The sequence below is a fragment of the Bordetella genomosp. 5 genome (assembly GCF_002261475.1).
Taxonomy (GTDB): Bacteria; Pseudomonadota; Gammaproteobacteria; order Burkholderiales; family Burkholderiaceae_B; genus Bordetella.
Map to the genome: position 1 here is coordinate 148,893 of NZ_NEVN01000004.1, position 20,650 is coordinate 169,542.

The 20,650-nt window shown below is 65.4% G+C and carries 22 protein-coding genes and 1 tRNA gene; 11 read left to right on the forward strand and 12 right to left on the reverse strand.

Features of this window, described 5'->3' with window-relative positions:
* Positions 1-5: 5 nt before the first annotated feature.
* Positions 6-395 carry a DUF2809 domain-containing protein gene (locus CEK29_RS07225; RefSeq protein ID WP_094800402.1) on the forward strand — a complete coding sequence of 130 codons (390 nt, stop codon included), beginning with the start codon at positions 6-8 and terminating at the stop codon, positions 393-395.
* A 56-nt stretch (positions 396-451) separates the two neighbouring features.
* Here the strand turns inward: CEK29_RS07225 and CEK29_RS07230 are convergent, their stop codons facing one another.
* From CEK29_RS07230 to CEK29_RS07245, 4 genes are all read right to left on the reverse strand, one after another.
* A complete protein-coding gene (locus CEK29_RS07230; RefSeq protein WP_094800401.1) occupies positions 452-1,564 on the reverse strand; it encodes a porin in 1,113 nt (370 codons plus the stop codon).
* 219 nt (positions 1,565-1,783) lie between these two features.
* Positions 1,784-3,136: an MFS transporter gene (locus CEK29_RS07235; RefSeq protein WP_094800400.1), complete on the reverse strand. Its 1,353-nt coding sequence runs from the start codon at positions 3,134-3,136 to the stop codon at positions 1,784-1,786.
* 432 nt (positions 3,137-3,568) lie between these two features.
* Positions 3,569-4,306, reverse strand: coding sequence for a phosphatase PAP2 family protein (locus tag CEK29_RS07240; RefSeq protein WP_094857706.1), 738 nt, complete (start codon positions 4,304-4,306; stop codon positions 3,569-3,571).
* 117 nt (positions 4,307-4,423) lie between these two features.
* A complete protein-coding gene (locus CEK29_RS07245) occupies positions 4,424-4,822 on the reverse strand; it encodes a DUF1090 domain-containing protein (protein ID WP_094857707.1) in 399 nt (132 codons plus the stop codon).
* Between the two features lie 123 nt (positions 4,823-4,945).
* On the opposite strand from CEK29_RS07245, the gene CEK29_RS07250 reads away from it, so the two are divergent.
* The gene (locus CEK29_RS07250) at positions 4,946-5,866 is read left to right on the forward strand and encodes an aldose epimerase family protein (protein ID WP_094800396.1); all 921 of its coding nucleotides are present in this window, start codon (positions 4,946-4,948) and stop codon (positions 5,864-5,866) included.
* A 37-nt stretch (positions 5,867-5,903) separates the two neighbouring features.
* Complete coding sequence (bla, locus tag CEK29_RS07255) at positions 5,904-6,830, forward strand: class A beta-lactamase (protein WP_094857708.1); 927 nt, start codon at positions 5,904-5,906, stop codon at positions 6,828-6,830.
* A 10-nt stretch (positions 6,831-6,840) separates the two neighbouring features.
* On the opposite strand, the gene CEK29_RS07260 is transcribed toward bla, so the two are convergent.
* Positions 6,841-7,146 (reverse strand): hypothetical protein, encoded by a 306-nt coding sequence (locus CEK29_RS07260; RefSeq protein WP_094800778.1) that lies wholly within the window; start codon positions 7,144-7,146, stop codon positions 6,841-6,843.
* A gap of 90 nt (positions 7,147-7,236) precedes the next feature.
* A complete protein-coding gene (locus tag CEK29_RS07265; protein ID WP_094800392.1) occupies positions 7,237-7,692 on the reverse strand; it encodes an Lrp/AsnC family transcriptional regulator in 456 nt (151 codons plus the stop codon).
* Positions 7,693-7,809: 117 nt separating this feature from the next.
* Between CEK29_RS07265 and CEK29_RS07270 the strand changes: the two genes are divergently transcribed.
* Complete coding sequence (locus CEK29_RS07270) at positions 7,810-8,055, forward strand: hypothetical protein (protein WP_094800390.1); 246 nt, start codon at positions 7,810-7,812, stop codon at positions 8,053-8,055.
* Positions 8,056-8,235: 180 nt separating this feature from the next.
* Here CEK29_RS07270 and CEK29_RS07275 read toward each other — a convergent pair whose 3' ends face one another.
* On the reverse strand, positions 8,236-9,672 hold the full coding sequence (locus CEK29_RS07275) for an aminotransferase-like domain-containing protein (protein WP_094857709.1): 1,437 nt from the start codon (positions 9,670-9,672) through the stop codon (positions 8,236-8,238).
* 530 nt (positions 9,673-10,202) lie between these two features.
* On the opposite strand from CEK29_RS07275, the gene CEK29_RS07280 reads away from it, so the two are divergent.
* Positions 10,203-10,279 (forward strand) — tRNA-Met (locus tag CEK29_RS07280).
* 265 nt (positions 10,280-10,544) lie between these two features.
* Entirely contained in the window at positions 10,545-10,877 is a 333-nt protein-coding gene (locus CEK29_RS07285) for a hypothetical protein (RefSeq protein WP_094800386.1), read from the forward strand.
* Between the two features lie 112 nt (positions 10,878-10,989).
* On the opposite strand, the gene CEK29_RS07290 is transcribed toward CEK29_RS07285, so the two are convergent.
* Positions 10,990-11,748 carry an endonuclease gene (locus tag CEK29_RS07290; RefSeq protein WP_094800384.1) on the reverse strand — a complete coding sequence of 253 codons (759 nt, stop codon included), beginning with the start codon at positions 11,746-11,748 and terminating at the stop codon, positions 10,990-10,992.
* 140 nt (positions 11,749-11,888) lie between these two features.
* Between CEK29_RS07290 and CEK29_RS07295 the strand changes: the two genes are divergently transcribed.
* The 4 genes from CEK29_RS07295 to CEK29_RS07310 all read left to right on the forward strand — a co-directional run bounded on the left by CEK29_RS07295 (position 11,889) and on the right by CEK29_RS07310 (position 14,654).
* Entirely contained in the window at positions 11,889-12,020 is a 132-nt protein-coding gene (locus tag CEK29_RS07295) for an entericidin A/B family lipoprotein (RefSeq protein ID WP_094800382.1), read from the forward strand.
* 392 nt (positions 12,021-12,412) lie between these two features.
* Positions 12,413-12,841, forward strand: coding sequence for a BPTD_2524 family lipoprotein (locus CEK29_RS07300; RefSeq protein WP_094857710.1), 429 nt, complete (start codon positions 12,413-12,415; stop codon positions 12,839-12,841).
* Positions 12,842-12,851: 10 nt separating this feature from the next.
* Positions 12,852-13,274: a hypothetical protein gene (locus CEK29_RS07305; protein WP_176456849.1), complete on the forward strand. Its 423-nt coding sequence runs from the start codon at positions 12,852-12,854 to the stop codon at positions 13,272-13,274.
* Between the two features lie 84 nt (positions 13,275-13,358).
* A complete protein-coding gene (locus tag CEK29_RS07310; RefSeq protein ID WP_094800378.1) occupies positions 13,359-14,654 on the forward strand; it encodes an aspartate carbamoyltransferase in 1,296 nt (431 codons plus the stop codon).
* Positions 14,655-14,752: 98 nt separating this feature from the next.
* On the opposite strand, the gene CEK29_RS07315 is transcribed toward CEK29_RS07310, so the two are convergent.
* Positions 14,753-15,652, reverse strand: coding sequence for a recombination-associated protein RdgC (locus CEK29_RS07315; protein WP_094800776.1), 900 nt, complete (start codon positions 15,650-15,652; stop codon positions 14,753-14,755).
* Between the two features lie 149 nt (positions 15,653-15,801).
* Between CEK29_RS07315 and CEK29_RS07320 the strand changes: the two genes are divergently transcribed.
* On the forward strand, positions 15,802-16,020 hold the full coding sequence (locus tag CEK29_RS07320) for a hypothetical protein (protein ID WP_094800376.1): 219 nt from the start codon (positions 15,802-15,804) through the stop codon (positions 16,018-16,020).
* A 444-nt stretch (positions 16,021-16,464) separates the two neighbouring features.
* Here the strand turns inward: CEK29_RS07320 and CEK29_RS07325 are convergent, their stop codons facing one another.
* The 3 genes from CEK29_RS07325 to CEK29_RS07335 all read right to left on the reverse strand — a co-directional run bounded on the left by CEK29_RS07325 (position 16,465) and on the right by CEK29_RS07335 (position 20,513).
* On the reverse strand, positions 16,465-18,138 hold the full coding sequence (locus CEK29_RS07325) for an MFS transporter (protein WP_094800374.1): 1,674 nt from the start codon (positions 18,136-18,138) through the stop codon (positions 16,465-16,467).
* Positions 18,139-18,325: 187 nt separating this feature from the next.
* Positions 18,326-19,708, reverse strand: a complete 1,383-nt coding sequence (locus tag CEK29_RS07330; RefSeq protein ID WP_094800775.1) for a sensor histidine kinase — start codon at positions 19,706-19,708, stop codon at positions 18,326-18,328.
* A gap of 115 nt (positions 19,709-19,823) precedes the next feature.
* Complete coding sequence (locus CEK29_RS07335; protein WP_094800372.1) at positions 19,824-20,513, reverse strand: response regulator transcription factor; 690 nt, start codon at positions 20,511-20,513, stop codon at positions 19,824-19,826.
* Positions 20,514-20,650: the final 137 nt, after the last annotated feature.

A 20,650-nucleotide genomic window follows, 5' to 3' on the forward strand; every position in this document is an offset into this window, starting at 1 on the left:
GGCGCATGACGCTGCGCTTCGATATCCGATCCCTGGCCGTTGCGGCCGTTCTGTTGGTGCTGTTGATACTGCTCGCCACGCTGGGCGCCGGCCTGGGGTGGATACGCACTTTCCTGGGCGACACTCTCGCCGTGATCTGGGTGTACTTCGTGCTCAAGACATTTCTGCGTGCGCATGTGCTCACGCTGGCGGGTCTCGCCTTCGGGATGGGCGCGTTCGTAGAGCTTGGGCAATATCTGGCCGGCGAGCTCGGATGGCGCATCCCCAATCCGGTGCTGCGCATCGTGCTGGGAAGCACGGCCGACTGGTGGGACATGCTTGCCTATGCCCTCGGCTGGATCGCGGTGCTGGCCATCGAGCTGCCTCGGCAGCGGGCAACAAAAACGGCACCCTGAGGTGCCGTTTTCGAGCGGGGCGGCGCGCCGCCCCGTTTCTCTCCGACTGTCTCGCTTTAGAAGCGGTGGCGCACACCGGCGCCGACAGCGGTGCTCTTCACGCCGTCGATGAAGGCGTAGTCCTTGGCGTACGACGCGTAGGTGTACACGTTGGTGCGCTTGGACAGGTCGTAGGTGTAGCCCACGCTCCAGACGTTCATCTTCTCGTCGTCGCCCGTCAGACGGTCGTTCGACGGATCGACGAGCTGCCACGATGCGAACAGGCTGCTCGCGCCACCGATCGGGGCGGTCGCGCCGACCATGTAGGCGTTGGCCTTGAAGCCGTCCACGAAGCGGTTGTTGCCGAACAGGTCGGACAGCGGCGTGCCGGCGGGCAGGTCCTGGCCACCGAACCAGCCGTCGGTCGTGCGGGCGTAGGCGGCCGCCAGCTTGACCACTTCGAAGTCGTACGTCGCGCCCAGCGAGTACTGACGCGGCGTGGCGCTGTCGGCATCGGCTTGCGAGCTGCGGTTGCTGCCGTTGAGCTGTTCGTACGTGGCGGTCACGTTCAGCGGACCCTGCATGTAGCGCACGCCGGCGGTGATGCCGCGCGTGTTGTCGGGCGTGGCGAAGCCCGATTCGTCGCCGTTGTTGCCGTCCACGTTGAACGAATAACCCACGCCAACCTGGAAGCCGTTCACGACGGGCGTGCGGTACATGACCATGTTGTCCCAGCGCACGGTGTTGGCCGAGGAGAAGCCGACGCCGATATTGGCTTGGGTGTAGCTGGTGTAGAACGGGTCGATGTCGGCGATCCACTTCGACGAGAGGTTCGTCTGACGGCCGAACTCCAGGACGCCCCAGGCGTCGTTGGCCAGACCGATGGTGGCCTGACGACCGAACAGGCGGCCGCCTTGGGCACGCGAACCGTCGCTCGAGTCGAAGCCGCTTTCCATCACGAATTCAGCACGCAGGCCGTCGCCGAGTTCATCGCGACCGCGCACGCCCCAACGCGATCCGTCCTGGATGCCGTTGATCATGCCGGTGCGGCTGGCGTCGTAGCCTGCGCCCTTGATTTTGTTGTAGCCAATACCGGTGTCGATGACACCATAAAGAGTGACTGACGATTCTGCGTTAGCAACACCCACGAAACCTGCCATCAGGGCGGCAACAAGCAGCGTCTTGGTCATATGTGATTCTCCGTAATCTTTAATAGTGAACAACGTGCTCGCCGTCCGAGGTGCCTGAGTTCGACGGCGGGCAGGCCCTATTGCAACAGACGCAGCAACAATGGCCCACCCTTCGGCAGGGTAATTGCCCGATAAATGCCCGAAATTGTTGTGTATACGCAACCGATGGCAGCGAAATGCCGTCGTATTTTGTTGCATGAATCGCGCTGCCGGCTTTTTTCAGCGCGTCGCGGCGTGCGGGCTTGCGGGCTGAGCGGCAACGGGCGCGGCGTCGTGCGCGTAGCGGTTGGGAATCAGCAGCACGAACACCCCGGCCAGTACCGCTGCGCCCGCGAACGTGTAGAAGTTCCAGGCGATCGGCAACTGCAGGCTCGCAAGATAGCCGCCCAACACGGGCCCGCTCATGGCGCCCACGCGGGCGAAGCTGAGCGCCCAGCCGGTCGCGGCACTGCGGGCGTGCGCGGGGTAGTAGTTGGTGAGGTAGCCGGTCAGGATCAACGACGACGAAATGCTGCCCACGCCGGCCAGCGCGACCAGCATGTAGTTCACCGTCAGTCCGCTGTTGAAGGTGAGGCAGAAGATGCCGGCGCCGCCGAGCAGATAGAAAAGCGCGACGATGCGGCGCGGCTCCGTCTTGTCGGCGATCTGGCCCAGGATGATCCCGCCTATCGCCGAGGCGAGGCTGAACACCAGCAGGAACGAGAGGCTAGAGCCCAGGTCGTAGCCATTCTTGCGCATGATCTGCGGCAGCCAGGTGTTCAGGCCATAGACCAGCATCATGCCCAGAAACAGCGCGCCCCAGAAGCACAGGGTTGCGCGCAGGTGACGGGTGGCGAAGATGGCGCGCATGATGTCCTGCCATGTCGCCGTCGACGCGACGCGCTCGCGCGGGGCGAAGGCTTCCAGCGAAGTGATGCCGAGGCGATGGGCTTGAGCGCGCGCTTCGTCCACGCGCCCTTTGGCGAGCAGGTACTCGATCGACTCGGGCAGGTAGCGCGCCATGAAGGGCACCGCGAGCAAGGGCAGGGCGCCGACCGCAATCACCCCGCGCCAGCCGATCTGCGGCAGCAGCGCCATCGCCACGGCGGCCGAGCACAGGATTCCCAGCGAGTAGCCGGAATACATGATCCCGTAATTGAAGCCGCGGCGCGCCGGGGGCGAAAACTCGATGGTCAGCGCGGCCGCGACCGGGATCACCCCGCCCAGCCCGAGTCCGCCGATGAAACGGAAGGCAGCGAACCAATTCGGCGTGGGCGCCCATGCCGCGCCGATCATGGTCAGCGAGAACAGCGTGACGCAGCCCAGCAGCATGCGGCGGCGGCCAAGCAGGTCGCTCGCCATGCCGACCGCGAACGAACCGACGAACATCCCCGCCAGCGCATAGCTGCTGAGGACGCCAGCCTGCAGGGATCCGAGGTTCCAGTTTTTGTCTTCGATCAGCGCCGGCAGAACGGCGCCCATGACGCCCACGTCGTAGCCTTCGAAAAGAATGGCCAGGCCGCAGATGAGAAGCACGATATGAGTGGTGCGCGCGGGCGTGGTCCAGGGCGCGGTGGATGCTGCTTGTTGCATGACGTTCCCGATGTGATGTTATGAAGGCTCATCGTCACCGGCGTCGCTCAACCATGCCGGTTCGATCGCCCGGATAATTTAGGTTTGAACTATATAACTGTCAATCAATGACGACCCTGCCCACGCGCGGCTGAAAGCTATCGCTCAATCTGTAAACGCGCTTGACAGCACTCGGCGCCGAGCGCAGCATCGAGTCATGCTCAGTGCACTCGCAACCGATGCGGGCGGCCATGACTGCGGGGGCTTCAGGCGCAATGCCGGGCTCTCATCACGGCGCAGGTCCGCAACAGCAAACGCTGGTCGACGCGCGATCCGCAGAGCACAAAGCCCCGATACCTTCGGGGCTTTCGCATTTGGGGGCTCTCTATTCACGGCCCGCCGCATCGTTACGGTTTCGGCTGCTCGTGCACCGCCGATCGCGCGTCGCTCGTGTCAGGCGTTGGTCGTGCGCCCATCGCGTCGGAGCAGCGGCCAGAAGCAGAGCGCGCCCACGGTCCATACGACAACAGCAGACCAGCACGTCTGACTCAGGAAGTGCGCGCCCTGCCCGATACGCAGCGCGGCGAACAGGCTGCCCAGCAGCACTCCCGCGATCAGGCCTCCCCAGCGAAGGCGCGGCTTCCCGGCGGCCCAACCGAAGAAGTACAGCAAGCCCACGGCGAAGCCCGACGCGGCATGATGGCTGGGCAGTGCATGCCCCGCCGGCTGCCCGGCGCCGGCCCAGAACTGCGCAGGCCACGCGAGGGTGCCGCCGAATTCGCTCAGCGCGTAAGGGCGGGGCAGGGCGGTGAGTTGCTTCAGCATGGCCACGCACAGTGGCGAGAGCGCCATCGCGGCCAGCAGGGCGAGTGCCAGGCCCCGCCAGCGTTTCAACGCCGGCCGGACGAATCCCGCCGCCAACAAAAACAGTGCGGCGGCGGCGAGTAGCGCGGGGATCGCGCGTAGCGCCTGATGCCCGATGGCATCCAGGACGGGCGCCTGCTGCAACGCGAAGCGGGCGTGGTCCGCGTCGTACACCCGATGCGCCACGTACGCATCCAATCCGCTCTGCTGGACACAACAGGCGAGCAGCGCAAGCAGGAGCGGAACCAGCACCACGTGGCCACGGCGATAGGACGTGATCCAGGACCGGCGAACCGGCACGGAAACGGGCAGTGGCGTGACGGACATGGCGTAACCGGGAGGATGAGGTACGCCATGCTAGTCGGGCACGGATCGAAAATTCGTCAAATCCCGGCGCGCGCGATCCCGGGATTGCACGCGCCGGATGATCAGCGGCTCGCCGCTTCAGCGATGGACGTCGGCGCGGGCTGCGGCGAGTTCGTCCTGGGCCTCTTTGAGTTTGCGCTCGGCCTTCTGGATGTCTTTGCGTTTGCCTTCCGCCTTTTCCTCGGCGAGTTCTTCTTCGCGTTCTTTTACCTTTTTCTCGGCATCGCGCACCTTCTCCTGGCGTTCGCGCTGCAGGCTCGCATCGTCGCAGTCTTGCGCCGCGGCCAGCGCCTTCTCGAGGCCGCGCACCCGGTTGCTGTTGCCATGCTCACGGGCATGCGTGAGTTCGCGTTCGATGGATTGCTTCTTGGCGGCGCAACCTCGCAGCGGGCTCTCTTGCGCGAGCGCGGCGCTGGAGGCGAGGGCGGTGCCCAGCACGAAAGAGGCGAGTGTGATCCGGCGCAACAAAGGGTTCATGAGACGCATCCTGGGGCAATGGAGCTTTAGAGCATAGCCCCCGCTCGTGTTGCCGCCAAGCGTTGCCACGTGCACAATCGGCAAGGGCGGCCGCCGTGGCCGTGGCCATCCGCTGGAGTCCTGATGTCCGATGCCTCTCATGCCGCCTTGCCTGTGCTCGATGCGCGCGAACGCGTGACCCTCTCTCATGGCGCGCACACCGCCGAGTTCGCGCCCCGCGCCGGAGGCCGCCTCACCGCATTGCGCACCGGCGACCATGACTGGATCGTGCCGATCACCGAGACCGAATGGCCGGCCACGCGGTGGCCGCGGGCCGGCTCCTATCCTCTCGCGCCATACTCCAACCGCATCCGTGACGGCCGCTTCGTGTTCGCCGGCGCCTCGTACCAACTCAGTTCGCTGCCCGGACGGCCTCAGGCGATCCATGGCTCGGGCGTGTATGCCGACTGGGCGGTGCGCAATGCGCAGGCAGACTCATTGGATCTGGTGCTGGTGCAACCTGCGGGCGTGCAGGATTGGCCCTGGTCGTTCGAATGCGTGCAACGCTATGTGTTGAGCGAGCGGGGTCTGGCGCTCACGCTGACGCTCACCAACACGAGCGAGCGCGATATGCCGTTCGGTTGCGGTGTGCATCCGTATTTCACGGCCGAGCGCGTGCGCATGCAGGCGCGCCGCTATTGGCCCGCCGACACGCAAGGGCTGCCGCAGTCCGGAGTGACCACGCGCGTCGACATGATCGCGCGCTCCGCCGAAGGCTGCGACACGTATCTGTCGCAGTGGGGCGGGCGTGCGCTGCTGGAATGGCCGGAGGGGCATCGCCTCTCGCTCGAGGCGGACCCCGCCTTCGAGCATCTGGTGGTGTACTCCGCGCCCAAGGCCCGCTTTCTGTGCGTCGAGCCCGTCACCAATGTGGCGGATGCGTTCAACCTCGCCGCGGCAGGCGTCCCCGATACCGGCATGCGCGTGCTCGCGCCGGGCGCGCGCTTTAGCAGTACCATGCATTTTGTCCTGCTGCCTTCCGCAGGTCAGCGGACACCCTCCTGATGCATGGCGGGCACCGTGGCCCGCGAAGGACAAGCTCATGAATCGCCGCACTTTCAGCGCCCGGCTGGCCTTGCTGGCCGGTGCCGCGCTGACGGGCAGCGCGCTGCCCGGGCTCGTGCGCGCCGGCGCGCGCGACAGCGCCCTCGACACCGACACCGATCCGCAGCGTTTGCTGGCCCGCCTGGAGGCGCGTGATGGCGGACGCCTCGGCGTCAGCGTGCTCGACACCGGCAGCGGCTGGGCACTGGCCCATCGCTCCGACGAGCGCTTTCCGATGTGCAGTACGTTCAAGTGGGTGGCCGCCGCCGCCGTGCTGGCGCGCGTGGGGCGTGGCCAGGACTCGCTGGATCGCCACATCCGCTATGGCGCGACGGACCTCGTCCCGTACTCTCCGGTGACCAAGCCGCAAGTGGCGCAGGGCATGACGCTGGGCGCCTTGTGCGAGGCGGCGGTGGTGTGGAGCGATAACACCGCCGCCAATCTGATGTTGTCGACGCTGGGAGGCCCGCCGGGTATCACGGCGTACGCGCGCAGTCAGGGCGATGACCAGACCCGGCTCGATCGCATCGAGCCCGCCCTGAACGAAGCCCAACCCGGCGATCCCCGCGATACGACGACACCTCAGGCCATGTTGCGGCTGCTGCGCCGCGTGCTGCTCGAGGGTGGCCTCGAGGCGCCGCAGCGCGATCAGCTGACCGCCTGGCTGCGGGGTTGTCGTACCGGCGATACGCGGCTGCGCGCGGGGCTGCCCGCGGATTGGGTCGTGGGCAATAAAACGGGCGCGGGCGAGCACGGCACCAACAACGATGTGGCGGTGATCTGGCCGCCGCGCGGCGCGCCGATTCTCGTGACCGCCTATCTCACGAATTCACCCGCGTCGCGCGATGCGCAAAACGCGCTCTTGGCCGAGACGGCGCGGATCGTCGCGCACGCCGTCGTTCAGACACGCCTGCGCGCCGGCTGAGCTGTTTGCCTCAACCTTCCCGGGCGGGCTTGGTCTTGGGGGCGTCGCAGCTGAACGTGATCGTCGCTTCCTTGGGCATCAGGCCCGTGGCGCGGTTCGACGTGATCTCGGGCCGTGCATATTGGCGGCCCAGGCTGGCGCAGTGATTTTCGGCTTCCTGGCGGGCCACGTTCTTGATCTCGACCCACGTCATGGCCTTGAAGCCTGCGTTGTACGAAACGCTGTAGCGTTCTTTGTCGACCTGCTGGACAGGCTTCATGCTGCCGCACGCGGTCAGCAGGGCAAGGGGCAGAAGCAGGGCAAAGCGTGAGAGCATGACGATTCCGTTGGGCGGCGCGAGGCACCGGATGATCCAGAACGCCATTACAAAGCAAATCAGGCAGGCTGCACAAGTCGGCCTGGTGGTTCAGCCGCCGAACGCATTGCGCCGATCGAGCTTGCGGCTCAGCACGATGGACGTCTGCGTCTGCTTCACGCCATCGAGCAGGCCGATGTGATCGAGCAGGTCGTCGAGTTGCTCGTGGGTCTCGCAGCGCAGGAACACCAGATAATCGTAGGGGCCGCTCACGGACGAGACCTCTTCCACCTCCGGCAGCCGTTCGAGTTCGCGGATCACGGCGGCCGGGGTTTTGGGCAGCACGCTGATGAAACAGTAGGCGCGCACCGCGGCTTCTTCGAGCCGTCGACCCAGACGCACGCCGTATCCAGCCACCACGCCATCGCGTTCCAGACGCGCAATGCGCGCCACCACCGTACTGCGCGCCAGGCCCAGTTTGCGGGCCAGGATGGCGGTGGCTTCACGGGCGTTGGCCTGCAGCAGACTCAACAGGCGGCGGTCGATCTCATCGAGAGGTGCGGGCATGGTCGGGGTGCGAACGGGAGGTCTGGCGCACGGTAGCCCGGGGCACGAGGGCCCGTCAACGCCATGCTAGGATGCGCGCCGTATGATTGAAGCCGTACCCGAACTACGAGGTTGACCATGGATATTCAAGAACAGATCGCCGTCATCGTGCACACCGTCTCGCATCAGGGCGGCCGCATCGACGCGCTGAGCGCCACGCTGGCCGCCACCCTGCATCTGGTGAAGTCGTCGCCCGGGCTGCGCGAGGCCATCGAGGCCCAGCTCGAGCAGAATTACTCCAGTCTGTTGGCGCGCTCCGAAAATCCGCAATACGTGGCCGGGTTCGAAACGGTGCGCGACGCCGTCCAGGCCGCGCTGAAATAGGCTGTCGTCACCTTACCGGGCGCCCGCCCGAAGTTATCCACAGAACCTGTGGGTAAGCCTTGGGATATTTGCCCCGGGGTCCGGTAAAAAAGCCTTTGCATCAAGGGCTTGCTTTAATTTGATCTGGATGAGGGTTTTCCCCGGTGCTGCGCAAGCCGTGATCAGCCGATGCGCGTGCTGTCAAGGGGCGCACGCGGCGACGATCTCGCCGAGCGCGCGGATCGCCGCCTCGGTCTCCGGGACCGCCGGTTCGGTGCAACTCAATCTCAGAAAGTGGTCGTAGCGCGACGAGTTGCTGAACATCGCGCCGGGCGCCACGCGGATGCCCGCTTCCAGCGCGCGCTCGAAGACGGTCATGCCGGGCGTGCCCTCGGGGAGCTCGAGCCAGAGCAGCATGCCGCCGGCGGGCGGCGCCAGCCGCGTGCCGGCCGGGAAGTGCCGCGCCACGGCCTCGGCCACGTGCGCCCGCTGCTGGCGGAGCTGCTGGCGCAGGCGCGCCAGATGGCGATCGTAGGCCTTCGTGCTCATGTATTCGGCCACCGCGATCTGTGCGAGCGGCTCGTTGGGACGACTCTGCGCAAACTTGAACATGGCCATGCGCTCGTGCCAGCGCCCGCCCATGGTCCAGCCCAGGCGCATCGCGGGTGCGAGCGTCTTGTGCAGCGAGGCGCAGTAGATCACGTCGCCTTTGCGATCCCAATGTTTGATCGCCAGGCTCGGGCCGTCGTCGCCCAGCGCGCCGTACGTGTCGTCTTCGATCAGGGCGGTCTGCTGCGAGGTGCAGAGCTGCAGCAGCCGCTGCTTGTCTTCGTCGGACATGATGCACCCCAACGGATTCTGCAGATTGGGCACCACCACCACGGCCCGGATGCCAGGCTGGGTGCGTAAGGCCAGCTCGAGGGCTTCGATCGATATGCCACGCTGCGGACTCGTCGGGATTTCGAGGGCACGCAGTCCCAGGCTTTCGATGATCTGCAGCAGACCAAAATAGGTAGGCGATTCAACGGCGATCGTATCGCCGGGGCGCGCGACGGCGCGCAGCGCCAGATTGAGCGCCTCGATGCAGCCATGGGTGACGAGCAGGTCGTCGGCATTGGCGCTGATGCCGCAGTCGAGCGCGCGGCGCGCCAGCACCGTCCGGAATTGCGGATGGCCGTGCGCGGGCGCGCGGCCCGCCAGCACGGCGGAATTCATGCGCAATGCCCGAGTCATGGCCTGACGCAGGGCCGCGTGCGGATACGACGAGGGCGGGGCGGCGGCCAGGGCGAAGTTGGTTTTGCAGTCCTGGCTCTCCGAGCGGGTGATGAAATTCGCCACCCGGTCGTGGATGCCCACGTAGTTCGCGACATCGATGGGCCGGCGGATATCCGGATCCGGCACCGGCGCGAGCCGAGGGCCGGCAGGCGGCCTGACGAAATACCCCGAACGCGGCCGCGCCTCGACCAGACCGTCGTCTTCGAGCCGGCGGCACACCTGCAGCGCCGTGGTCAGGCTGACGTGATGCGTGCGCACCATGGTGCGCACCGACGGCATGCGTTGCGCCGGCGCCAGCGCGCCGGATTGGATGGCGCGCCGGTAGTAGTCGGCCAGGCGCTGATAGAGAGGCTGCGTATCCATGTGGCGATCATGCCGGCGTCTCGAGTGCGCCGACAGACACAGATATCCCAAAACACCACCATAACAGAGCCCTGCAGGCGGCGGTGTTGCGCAACAGATAGCACTCGGGTGTGTCTGTTGCGGTTCGCGGGGGCTCCGTAATCTGACGGTACGCCATCCACATCGGAAACCGCATCATGACGTCCCCAGATTCCACCGCCGCGTCGCTTCGTACCACGACCATTTTTCTGCCCGCCGGCGCCAGCGAACGCCGCGTGCTGCGCCACGGTTCCGATGTGGTCTGTCTCGCCGGCGAGATCGAGCTGGTGCAGACCTGCGCGGAGCAGGGCGAATACACAGCGGCCTGGCCTTTGCCGTCCGAGCGCCTGCGCGAAGGCGAGTGCCGCACGATCGAATTCTCGGGGCCGGTGGTCGTGCGCGCTCAGCGCGATGCGCGGGTGGTTTATTTGCGCGCGCAACCAGTTCTGCAGCGCGTGTGGCGGGCCGGCGTGCAGGCTTTTGAAAAATGGGTTATGATTCTATTCATCAGACGCGGGGTGGAGCAGTCTGGCAGCTCGTCGGGCTCATAACCCGAAGGTCGTAGGTTCAAATCCTGCCCCCGCAACCAGTTCTTGAATGAAGCCCGGTTTCCGAACCGGGCTTTTTTCATTTCTGTTTTCGTTGCGTGGCCGATTTCCATGGTCGATCTTCCACGGTCGACCTTCCATGACCGTTCCGGCACCGATCTCGCGCGAGAAGTACGTGCGAGCGCGTGATACGTCACTTGCGGCATCGCAAGCCGGAAGATTTTCCTGATTTGCGCCGCGACATCCTTAAGCTACCATCGGCGTTGAAGCAAAACCCGAATATCGCTCAGCCGAGAGGAGTCAGACGTGGGCACAGCAAAATACGATCACCCGGGCTTTGTAGCGGATACCGGCACCGACGGGCAGTTTCTCGTGGGTATCTGGTGCCCGCATGGCTATCCCGCGCATGTACACATCGGCCGTGTCGACGAGCACGGTCAGGCCGAAGCCCAGTTGCGGCTGCGCATTCCGGACAGCGTGTTCCAGTCGATGCCGGACGATGCGGAAACCCTTTGCCGGCGTGCGATGGGGCAGGCGGTGCGTGACCACCTGCTGACCGGCAACGAATTCCAGGAGACGCGTCTGCAGCTCGATGCGGTCCCCTGGAGTGGCCCGATGCGCGCGATGGCGCCCGCCTGAGCTCACTGCGGCAGTTGCCCACATCTGCTGTGGAAAACTGCCGCAACAACTTGCGGATAGGGCAAAAAAGTCCTGAAGTCTCCGGCACTTGCGACCGCCGGTCAAAAAATGATCAGGTCTGCCCGCAGACCTTGGTGATCGCGCCGGCGTCGCTCACGAAGGGATTGCCGTTGCCCTGCAGCTTGACGATGCGTTCGTCGCGCTGGCGCTCCCAGGCGTCGACCGGGTAGGCGCGCGCCCAGGCGCAGAAAATCCGCTGGTCTTCGCGCGACAGCTTCAGGTCATAGCGCGCCGCCATATAAAACTGGATCCGCGCGATCCTTCCGCGCACCTCTTTACGCGGCTGCACCCTCCGCTCCTTGAAGTCGACCACCGTCTGGCACTGGCCATACATCGGCGTCGGTTTGTCGGTCCAGATCGAGAACCGGAAGTTCTGGCGATCGCCATTCACTTCGCCCACCGACGGCACCAGGTTGATGAGGTCGCCCTCGGCACGCGCGAACACGGGATCGTTGTCGGTGCAATTCTTGCGTCCGCCCGATTTGCCTTTGACCTTCTCCTGCCAGCACATGCGCTGGTGTCCCAGCACCCAGGCCGGCACCACATGCTCCCACTCGAGGCGTTCGGCACGGGTCTGTTGTTTGCGCGGTTCGTACCCGCAGCTCTTGAGGTCCATCTCCTTGCCCGTGTACGGACAGCCGCAATAGAAGTCCTGCTCGAGTCCGCGATACACGCGCGGCAGCACCTTCTTCGCGTTGCGGAAATCGCGTGGACCGACCGCATCGGGGCGGGTGACGAGGTCCGCGAAGACGGGGGCGGCGGGAGCCCCCAGAATGAAGCCCGCCAAAACTGCAACAGCTAAACGTTTCATGGCGCGGCATTTTATGTTTTTTGGCGAGGATGTGTGCCAGTCGCCATGCACTGCGGTATTCTGGTTGCATCCGGCCCCCTGGTTTCGGGTGGCCGGTACTAACCGCTTTGTCTAGCCGCTTCCCTGAAAGGAGATAGTTCATGAAGAACCGAGTTTTTCTGGTTGTGATGTTGGCCGTTGCCGCTGTCACGGCGGGATGCAATACCGTCCAAGGAGCAGGCAAGGACATCGAGCGCGGTGGCGAAAAGATCCAGGGAGCCGCGCAGCGCTAACACAGGCTCGCGGTGAGTCCACCGCAAGGCCGGTGGCGAGGGGGCATTCAAACGCTCCCTGGCCACCGGCCTTTTTCGTGCGCCGATGGCGCAGCCGGAGGCCCCCCTTTTTCCGCCGGGCCGCCCCAAGGAAAAAGCGCCCCCTCGGGGGGCAGCAAGCCGAAGGCGCAGCGTGGGGGCCTTTTTCCGCCGGGCCGCCCCAAGGAAAAAGCGCCCCCTCGGGGGGGCAGCAAGCCGAAGGCGCAGCGTGGGGGCCCTTTTTCCGCCGGGCCGCCCCAAGGAAAAAGCGCCCCCTCGGGGGGCAGCAAGCCGAAGGCGCAGCGTGGGGGCGCAAGTTCCGCTCTAGCTTTGATGCATAATCGCGGCGTTGAGCGTCGATTGCAGGAGAGACTATGCGCAAGCAGGCGGGTTTGATGGCGGCCGTGGCACTGACGGTCTTGGCGGGGTGCGCGGGCACGGGCCTGCGGGAAGAGCCCGGCATCAAGGAGACCTTCGAGGTCCAGGCCGATTTCAATGCGGCATATCGGCGCGCGGTGCAGTACGTGCGGGTCTGCCACGAGCAGCGTGCGCATCCCTACGGCGCGGCCTACGTGGCCAAGACGGCGGAAGGCGAGAAGGGCGATCCGAACGAAGTGCGCGTGTATCGCAGCACCGAGCCGGCCAAGTTGCTCGAGCTGATCCAGGCCTTGCCGTCGGAGCAGCCGGGTCGTTCCAACGTCACGGTCACGGTCCTCGACACGGGGATCTGGGATCGCGACGAGATCGCCGCGGCACGCCAGTCGATCCAGTCGGCCACCCCGGTGTGCCGCAAGCTGGGCTGATCGCCGCACCATGACGACGTTGCCGGATCAGGAGCGTGGTCGCGGATTTGCCCTGGTCGCGGCGGGCGCTCGCCCGCTCACGTGGCTCAACGGCGGCGCGGCGCTCTTGCTGGCCGCCTTTTCGCTGGGCATCGTCGGGGGCGAGTTCGAGCCGCCCGACCTCGATATTCCACTCATGGCTTTTCTGGCCGGCTTCGTTTGCAGCGGCCTGGTGTCGCTGTTCGCGGCGCTGGCCGCGCGCCAGGTGTCGCGGCGCGGTGCCGCCCAGCGGCGCGGGGCTCTGTTCTGGCCCGCGCTGGCGCTGATGACGCTGTTCTATATCGCGGCCCTGCTGAGCTTTCTGGCGGGTTGCTGGTTTGCAACGGGTGCTCCAATCGGCGGCGATGTCGGAACGGACACGGTATACGCAGACGTGCGTTTCGTGACGGGCTGATGGCTTGAATCCGCTGGACTTGGCGTTTTTGGGCGATTAATATGCGCATTGCGTACATTACCCATCCAGCTCCCCGAGGCCCTCATGTCCGTCTCCCAGCAAGCCTTCCTGCGCGACGCAATGCGCCGCCTGAACCTCACTCGTGACGTTTTCGCTGCCCGTATCGGCGTGAAGCGCCGCGCGCTCGACACCTGGCTGCTGCCGGAGGGCTCGCAGGAGTTCCGGGCCATGCCCGAGGTGGTCGAGCGCTTTGTCGGCGAGATCGTTCAAAACCGCGACCTTCTCGAAAAGTATACGCAGAGCGCACAGGCCGGCCCGCTGCGTGAGCGCATCGCGGTCGACGGCAAGCCGCAACTGCTCTCCGTGGATCAGTTCACCCGCGAGTCGGTCGAGGACCTGTTCCGCGTGGCCGACATGATGCAGCCCATCGCACGACGCCAGAAGGTGTCGCGCGTCCTGGAGGGGGCGGTGCTGGGTAATCTGTTTTTCGAGGCCAGCACGCGCACCCGCGTGAGTTTCGGCTCGGCGTTCTGCCGTCTGGGCGGCTCGGTTTGCGACACGACCGGCTTCACGTTTTCGTCCATGGCCAAGGGCGAGTCGATCTACGACACGAGCCGCGTGATGAGCGGCTACGTAGACGCGATGGTGATTCGCCACCCCGACCAGGGCTCGGTGGCCGAGTTCGCGCAAGCGACCAATATCCCGGTGGTGAACGGTGGCGATGGCCCGGGCGAGCACCCGAGCCAGGCGCTGCTGGATCTCTACACCATCCTCACCGAGTTTTCCCGCCTGGGCAAGCTGCTCGATGGCGCGCACATCGCGATGGTCGGCGACCTCAAGTATGGCCGCACGGTGCATTCGCTCATCAAGCTGCTGGCGCTCTACAAGGGTGTGAAGTTCACGCTCGTGTCGCCTCCCGGCCTGGAAATGCCGCAATACATCCTCGAGCAGGCGAGCCGCAACGGCAACGTGATCGAGCAAAAGAGCTCGCTGGCCGACGGCCTGGCCGGCGCCGACGTAATCTACGCCACGCGCGTGCAGAAGGAGCGCTTCGCCAACGAGGAGAGCGCCGAGGGCTATACCGCCGATTTCCAGGTCAGCCGCCCCATCATCGACGCCTACTGCGGTCCCGATACCATCGTGATGCACCCGCTGCCGCGCGACAGCCGCCCGGGCGCCAATGACCTCAGCAACGATCTCAACCACGACCCGCGCCTGGCGATCTTCCGCCAGACCGACAACGGCATCCCCATCCGCATGGCGATTTTCGCGGTGCTGCTAGGCGTCGAGGGGCTGGTGCAGCATTCGATGCGCGACGTGACCTGGAAGCACCCCTCCCACATCGGCCCGGACGACTCCGTCTTCCACGGGCTCGATTGATCGGACGTCCGTGGGCGCGCGGTTCGATCCGCGCACCGCAATGAAAAAAGCCGCGCGGTGCAACCGCGCGGCTTTTTTTGTGCTTGCGTGGAGAGACGTCAGATCTTCTTTTCGCCGCCGAGCGCTTCGACCAGATCGGTCATGAGCTTCGACAGTTCGCCGGTCATGAGCACCATGTCGGACTCGAACTTCTCATCGTCGTTCTGCGAGACCGTGTCGGCGTTTTCCTTGAGCACGTCGAGCGGCGCGACGCGTTTGACGTCCATGGCTTCGGTCAGCACGAAAGAGACGCGATCGGCCCAGGTCATGGCCAGACGGGTGCATTGCTTGCCCGACTGGATATGACGGCGGACGTCGTCGGCGTCGATGGAGTGCTTCACGTAGCGGATCGCCGCACGGCTTTCGCCGGACGCGCGCAGCTCGGTGTCCTGGTCGATCGAGAAATTGCTGGGCGCTTCGTCTTCGGCCAGCCAACCCGTCATGGCGGCGGCAGGCGACTGCGTCACGTACAGGTTCTCGAGCGGCAGCGGGTCGACGGACTTCACCAGCAGGCCGATGACTTCATCCGCCTTGGCCGAGGCCGCGGCATCGATGACCAGCCAATGATTGACGGTGTCGATCCAGACGCGGGTGTCGCGATAGACGCTGAATGCGCGCGGCAGGAGTTCGTCGGTGACGCGCTCCTTGAGCTCTTTCATCTGCTTGCGGCCGGGCTTGTAGCCCTGCTGCTCTTCGATTTCGAGCGCGCGCGCCTTCGTGACCTGGTTGACCACGGTGCTCGGCAGCAGCTTCTTCTCGGCGCGCAGCGTCAGCAGGATCTGGCCGTTCACCACATGGGCCAGCCCCCCGTTTTCGCGCGGAGGAATCCAGCCCAGGCTTTGCATTTCCAGGTTGTTGCCGCTTTGGTAGGCGTGCCGGGCAAGGCTTTCTTCAAGCTGCTCGCCGGTCAGTGTCCAGGGCGAGGACAGTCGGTAGATCTTGAGATTCTTGAACCACATGGCTTCGGGCAAAAGGGTCGATTCTATACGACAGGGCCTGCGCGCGGGGTTTGTATCTTGGGTGTCAGCGGCGACACGCTCTGTCACTGAAAGGGCGTACGCGTTCCGGTAATGTCCCTGACATCATTCACCGCAGAAAGAGGAGTGCCATGAAACCTGCAACCATAATTGGTGCTGTTCTGATCGTGCTGGGCGCCGCCGCGCTCGTGTACAAGGGCTTTAACTACACCTCCGAGGAAACCGTGCTGCAAGTCGGATCCGTGAAGGCCACGGCCGAAACCGAGAAGTCCGTGCCGATTCCGAGCTGGGCTGGCATCGTGGCCATCGTGGCGGGGGTGTTGGTGATCGGCGTGGGGATGCGCCGCTAAGCGCCATCTGCGCATCGAGACCGCCTGCGGGCGGTCTTTTTTTTGCCCGGCGGTACGAGAAACCGGCCGCACAAAAAAAGACGGCCCGGCTAGCGCCGGGCCGATACGGGGCACACGATACCGCGTCATAAAAAGGCTCGCGGGGAACGCGGTATCGGTGTCAGAGTACTGGCCCTGCAAACTCCGTACAGGGGATCGTTTGTCCGGAGAACAACGCAAGGCCGTGATCTGAGAGGCCAGTCTAATCGTGAGGGTCTGACAGCGTCCTGAATCCTGGCCAGGGACTGCGTCGACGGTCCGCGGCGCTGAAGGGCGGGGGGGCGCGGGCCACGGGCAGCGCGATGTCACCGAGCCCCTGCGCGCGGGCAAAAAAAAAAGCTCCGTGAGGAGCTTTGAAGGGCCGAGTCGGCGCAGCGGTCCGACCCGGCGGGGGAAATTCCCGGCTTATGCGTTGATGTCGTTGTTCTTGGTTTCTCGCACGAACAGGGTGCCGATGACGAGGGTCATGACGGCGATGATGATGGGATACCAGAGGCCATCGTAGATGTTGCCCGTGGCAGCCACGACCGCGAAGGCGACCGGAGGCAGGAAGCCGCCGAACCAGCCGTTACCGATGTGGTACGGCAAGCTCATCGAGGTGTAGCGGATGCGGGTGGGGAACATCTCGACCAACATGGCGGCGATCGGCCCGTACACCATCGTGACGTAGATCACGAGGATGGTCAGCATCACGACGACCATGACGTTGTTCGACTGTGCCGGATCCGCCTTGGCCGGATAGCCGTGGGCACGGATCGCGGTGGTCAGGGACTTGTCGAGCTCGGAGACCTTGGCCTTGAACTCGGCGGGTGCCATGCCTGCGCCGTCGAACGAATTGAACTGGTCGTTGCCGATCTTGACGATGGCCGTCGAGCCAGCCGGCGCGGCCTGGTTGTCGTAGTTCACGGCGTTGCGGGCCATGAACGACTTGACCACGTCGCAAGAGCTGGTGAAGGCGGCGGTGCCGACCGGGTTGAACTGGAACGAGCACGTGGCCGGATCCGCGATCACCGTCACGGGGGCGGTGGCTTGAGCACGCTCGAGCGCCGGGTTGGCGTAGTGCGTGATGGCCTTGAAGATCGGGAAGTAGGTCAGCGCCGCGATCAGGCAGCCCGCCATGATGATCGGCTTGCGCCCGATCTTGTCGGACAGTGCCCCGAACACGACGAAGAACGGCGTGCCGATGAGCAGCGCGATCGCGATCATGATGTTGGCGGTGTTCGCGTCGACCTTGAGCGTCTGTGTCAGGAAGAACAGGGCGTAGAACTGCCCGGTGTACCAGACCACGGCCTGGCCGGCGGTCAGGCCGAGCAGGGCCAGCAGAACGACCTTCAGGTTGCGCCATTCACCGAACGATTCCTTGATCGGCGCCTTCGAGCCCTTGCCTTCTTCCTTCATGCGCTTGAAGGTGGGGGACTCGTTGAGCTGCAGCCGGATCCACACCGAGATACCGAGCAGCACGACCGAGATCAGGAACGGAATGCGCCAGCCCCACTCGCGGAAGGCTTCTTCGCCCATCGCGGTGCGCACGCCCAGAATGACCAGCAGCGACAGGAACAGGCCCAGCGTCGCGGTCGTCTGAATCCAGCTGGTGTAGAAGCCGCGGCGGCCATGCGGCGCATGCTCGGCCACGTAGGTGGCCGCGCCGCCGTACTCACCGCCCAGCGCCAGGCCTTGCAGCAGACGCAGGATGATCAGGATGGCGGGTGCGGCGATACCGATGCTGGCGTAGCTCGGCAGAATGCCGACCAGGAAGGTCGACACACCCATCAGAACGATGGTCACGAGGAAGGTGTATTTGCGACCGACCAGGTCACCGAGACGGCCGAACACGAGAGCGCCGAACGGACGCACGGCAAAACCCGCGGCAAAGGCGAGCAGGGCGAAGATGAAGCCCGCGGTGGGGTTCACGCCCGAGAAAAAGTGTTGCGCGATGATGGCCGCGAGCGAGCCATACAGGTAGAAGTCGTACCACTCGAAAACGGTGCCGAGCGACGACGCGAAGATCACGCGGCGCTCGTTCCGGGTCATGGGACGGGTTTCAGCCGACGGCCCACCCGGCATGGTAGTTGTGCTCATGAAGTCTCCTCGGATTGCCGGCGGTGTATCCGCCGTGCGTTCTACCCGGTGCCTGTTTGGGGGTGGCGTCGAGCTGATGACAAGGTAGGACCCGAGGCTGACGAGGTTCTGACGTGACCCTTACCTGAATCTTAATAGTGAAACAGTATGTATCAGCTCTCCTGGGAGCTAGGTGCATACCCTGAGTTCACGTTTGTGGGTCGGAAGGCGTCGGATCGTCCTGGTACTGCGCAAAAACCACTTGAATGCGCGTGCCGGGCAGATCGGAGTGCGTCGTGGGGTGATCGTCGATCCGCACGCTCGCGCGGTGCTTCTGGGCGATCTCGCGCACGATAGCGAGACCCAGGCCGCTGCCGTCGGAAACGGTGCCGAGCACCCGATAAAACCGATCGAAGACGCGCTCGCGCTCGTGGGGCGCGATACCCGGTCCGGAGTCCTCGACTTCCACGATGGCCAGCGGATTGGGCGCCCGTACCCGCACGGTGATGTGGCCGCCCCGCGGGGTGTAGCGCAGGGCGTTATCGATCAGATTGTTCAGGAGCTCGGCCAGCAGGATGGGATTGCCATTCACGTACAGCGCCGTCGGATTGCCCTCGAAGCCGAGGTCGGTGCCGAGGTTCAGCGCCTGCGGCACCCATTGCATCGTCTGATCGTAGGCAATGGTGTTCAGATCGACGCGCGCGAGTCCGGTGGCATCGGGTGTCTCGGCGCGCGCCAGCAGCAGCAGCTGATTCACGAGGCGCGTGGCGCGTTCCGAGCCCGTGACCAGCTGACGCAGGCTCGACTGCATCTCTTCGGGGCTGGCGTCGCGCAGCGCGAGCTCGGCCTGGGTGCGCAAGCCTGCCAGGGGCGTCTTGAGCTGGTGCGCCGCGTCGGCTACGAACCGCCGCTGCGCCTCGACGTTGGCCGACAGGCGCTTGAGCAGGTCGTTCATCGCGCCCACCAGCGGCGCGATCTCCGAGGGCGCCGCGCGTTCGTCGATCGGGGAGAGGTCGTCGGGACGGCGCGCGCGCAGGCGCTGCTGCAAGGCATTGAGCGGCGCCACGCCGCGCGACAGCCCGAACCACACCAGCAGCACCGCGATCGGCAACACCACGAACTGCGGAATGATCACGCCCTTGATGATGTCGTTGGCCAACTGGGCGCGCTTTTCGACCGTCTCGGCCACGATGACGAGGGCGGGCTGGGTATCGGGCAGCTTCAGGTCGACCCAGGTGTAGGCCAGGCGCACCCCGAAGCCGCGCAGCGTGTCGTCGGCATAGAGCACGCGGCCGGGCTGCGGCTGGCCGGCCAGCGGCGGCAGGGGCAGGGCGCGGTCGCCGCCGAGGTATTCGCCACGGCTGCCCAGCGCGAGCCAGAAGACGCTGTCGGTCTCGTCGGCGCGCAGGACCTCGCGCGCGGCATCGCTCATGCGCAGCGCCGCGCGACCCTGTACCGCCTGGATCTGGTGCGTGAGCACGTTGAGGTTGTTGGCCAGCGCGCGGTCATAGGGCGCGTTGGCGATGTTCTGGGCCACCACATACGTGATGGCCACGCTCATCGGCCAGAGCAGGAACAGCGGGGCCAGCATCCAGTCGAGGATTTCGCCCAGCAGCGAGCGCTGAGGCGGCGCGAAGCTTGGCCCCTTGGCGCCGCCGCGCAGCGCCTCGAGGGCTTCGTGGTTCAGCGTTTCGGTGCGCGCCGGCTCAGCTGGCGAGGAAAGAGGCACCGTGATCCCGCTCCAGACAGTAGCCCAGGCCTCGCACGGTGATGATCTTCACGCCGCTGGGTTCGAGTTTCTTGCGCAGCCGGTGCACATAGACCTCGATGGCGTTGGTGCTGACCTCTTCGCCCCATTCGCACAGGTGGTCGACCAGCTGGGTCTTGCTGACCATGCGGCCGCTGCGGGCCAGCAGGATCTCGAGCAGGCTGACTTCGCGCGCGGAGAGATCGAGCGTCTGATCGTCGACCATGGCCACGCGGCCGGTCTGGTCGAAAGTGAGGCGGCCGTGCCGGATGACGGTGGCGCCGCCGCCCGCGCCGCGCCGGGTGAGGGCTCGCACGCGCGCCTCGAGCTCAGAGAGCGCGAAAGGCTTGGCCATGTAGTCGTCGGCGCCGAGATCCAGGCCCTTGACGCGCTGCTCGATGCTATCGGCCGCGGTAAGGATCAGGACGGGCAGGACGGAGTTGCGCGCGCGCAACCGCCGCAGCACCTCGAGGCCGGTGAGCTGGGGCAGGCCGAGGTCGAGGATCAGCAGATCGAAGGGTTGGGCGGCGAGCGCGGAATCGGCGGCAAGGCCGTCGCGCACCGCGTCGACCGCATAGCCGTTGTGGCGCAGGGAGCGGGAAAGCCCGTCGGCGAGAATGCTGTCGTCTTCGGCGATGAGAATGCGCATCGAGGCTACGGAAAGGCCGGCCCGGGCGGGGGCCCGGACGTCCCGGCGATTCTGTCATAGGGGGCGAGCCTTGCCCACTCAGGGAATACGTGGAAAACTTGTCTTACTGGATTTTTATACAGTACAATTCAATGCCA

What these genes read in the sequence shown, in the direction of transcription:
- CEK29_RS07225 (WP_094800402.1), top strand. Translation starts at nt 6, where the DNA reads ATGACGCTGCGCTTCGATATCCGATCCCTGGCCGTTGCGGCCGTTCTG.
- CEK29_RS07230 (WP_094800401.1), bottom strand. Translation starts at nt 1,564, where the DNA reads ATGACCAAGACGCTGCTTGTTGCCGCCCTGATGGCAGGTTTCGTGGGT.
- CEK29_RS07235 (WP_094800400.1), bottom strand. Translation starts at nt 3,136, where the DNA reads ATGCAACAAGCAGCATCCACCGCGCCCTGGACCACGCCCGCGCGCACC.
- CEK29_RS07240 (WP_094857706.1), bottom strand. Translation starts at nt 4,306, where the DNA reads ATGTCCGTCACGCCACTGCCCGTTTCCGTGCCGGTTCGCCGGTCCTGG.
- CEK29_RS07245 (WP_094857707.1), bottom strand. Translation starts at nt 4,822, where the DNA reads ATGAACCCTTTGTTGCGCCGGATCACACTCGCCTCTTTCGTGCTGGGC.
- CEK29_RS07250 (WP_094800396.1), top strand. Translation starts at nt 4,946, where the DNA reads ATGTCCGATGCCTCTCATGCCGCCTTGCCTGTGCTCGATGCGCGCGAA.
- bla (WP_094857708.1), top strand. Translation starts at nt 5,904, where the DNA reads ATGAATCGCCGCACTTTCAGCGCCCGGCTGGCCTTGCTGGCCGGTGCC.
- CEK29_RS07260 (WP_094800778.1), bottom strand. Translation starts at nt 7,146, where the DNA reads ATGCTCTCACGCTTTGCCCTGCTTCTGCCCCTTGCCCTGCTGACCGCG.
- CEK29_RS07265 (WP_094800392.1), bottom strand. Translation starts at nt 7,692, where the DNA reads ATGCCCGCACCTCTCGATGAGATCGACCGCCGCCTGTTGAGTCTGCTG.
- CEK29_RS07270 (WP_094800390.1), top strand. Translation starts at nt 7,810, where the DNA reads ATGGATATTCAAGAACAGATCGCCGTCATCGTGCACACCGTCTCGCAT.
- CEK29_RS07275 (WP_094857709.1), bottom strand. Translation starts at nt 9,672, where the DNA reads ATGGATACGCAGCCTCTCTATCAGCGCCTGGCCGACTACTACCGGCGC.
- CEK29_RS07290 (WP_094800384.1), bottom strand. Translation starts at nt 11,748, where the DNA reads ATGAAACGTTTAGCTGTTGCAGTTTTGGCGGGCTTCATTCTGGGGGCT.
- CEK29_RS07295 (WP_094800382.1), top strand. Translation starts at nt 11,889, where the DNA reads ATGAAGAACCGAGTTTTTCTGGTTGTGATGTTGGCCGTTGCCGCTGTC.
- CEK29_RS07300 (WP_094857710.1), top strand. Translation starts at nt 12,413, where the DNA reads ATGCGCAAGCAGGCGGGTTTGATGGCGGCCGTGGCACTGACGGTCTTG.
- CEK29_RS07305 (WP_176456849.1), top strand. Translation starts at nt 12,852, where the DNA reads ATGACGACGTTGCCGGATCAGGAGCGTGGTCGCGGATTTGCCCTGGTC.
- CEK29_RS07310 (WP_094800378.1), top strand. Translation starts at nt 13,359, where the DNA reads ATGTCCGTCTCCCAGCAAGCCTTCCTGCGCGACGCAATGCGCCGCCTG.
- CEK29_RS07315 (WP_094800776.1), bottom strand. Translation starts at nt 15,652, where the DNA reads ATGTGGTTCAAGAATCTCAAGATCTACCGACTGTCCTCGCCCTGGACA.
- CEK29_RS07320 (WP_094800376.1), top strand. Translation starts at nt 15,802, where the DNA reads ATGAAACCTGCAACCATAATTGGTGCTGTTCTGATCGTGCTGGGCGCC.
- CEK29_RS07325 (WP_094800374.1), bottom strand. Translation starts at nt 18,138, where the DNA reads ATGAGCACAACTACCATGCCGGGTGGGCCGTCGGCTGAAACCCGTCCC.
- CEK29_RS07330 (WP_094800775.1), bottom strand. Translation starts at nt 19,708, where the DNA reads ATGCTGGCCCCGCTGTTCCTGCTCTGGCCGATGAGCGTGGCCATCACG.
- CEK29_RS07335 (WP_094800372.1), bottom strand. Translation starts at nt 20,513, where the DNA reads ATGCGCATTCTCATCGCCGAAGACGACAGCATTCTCGCCGACGGGCTT.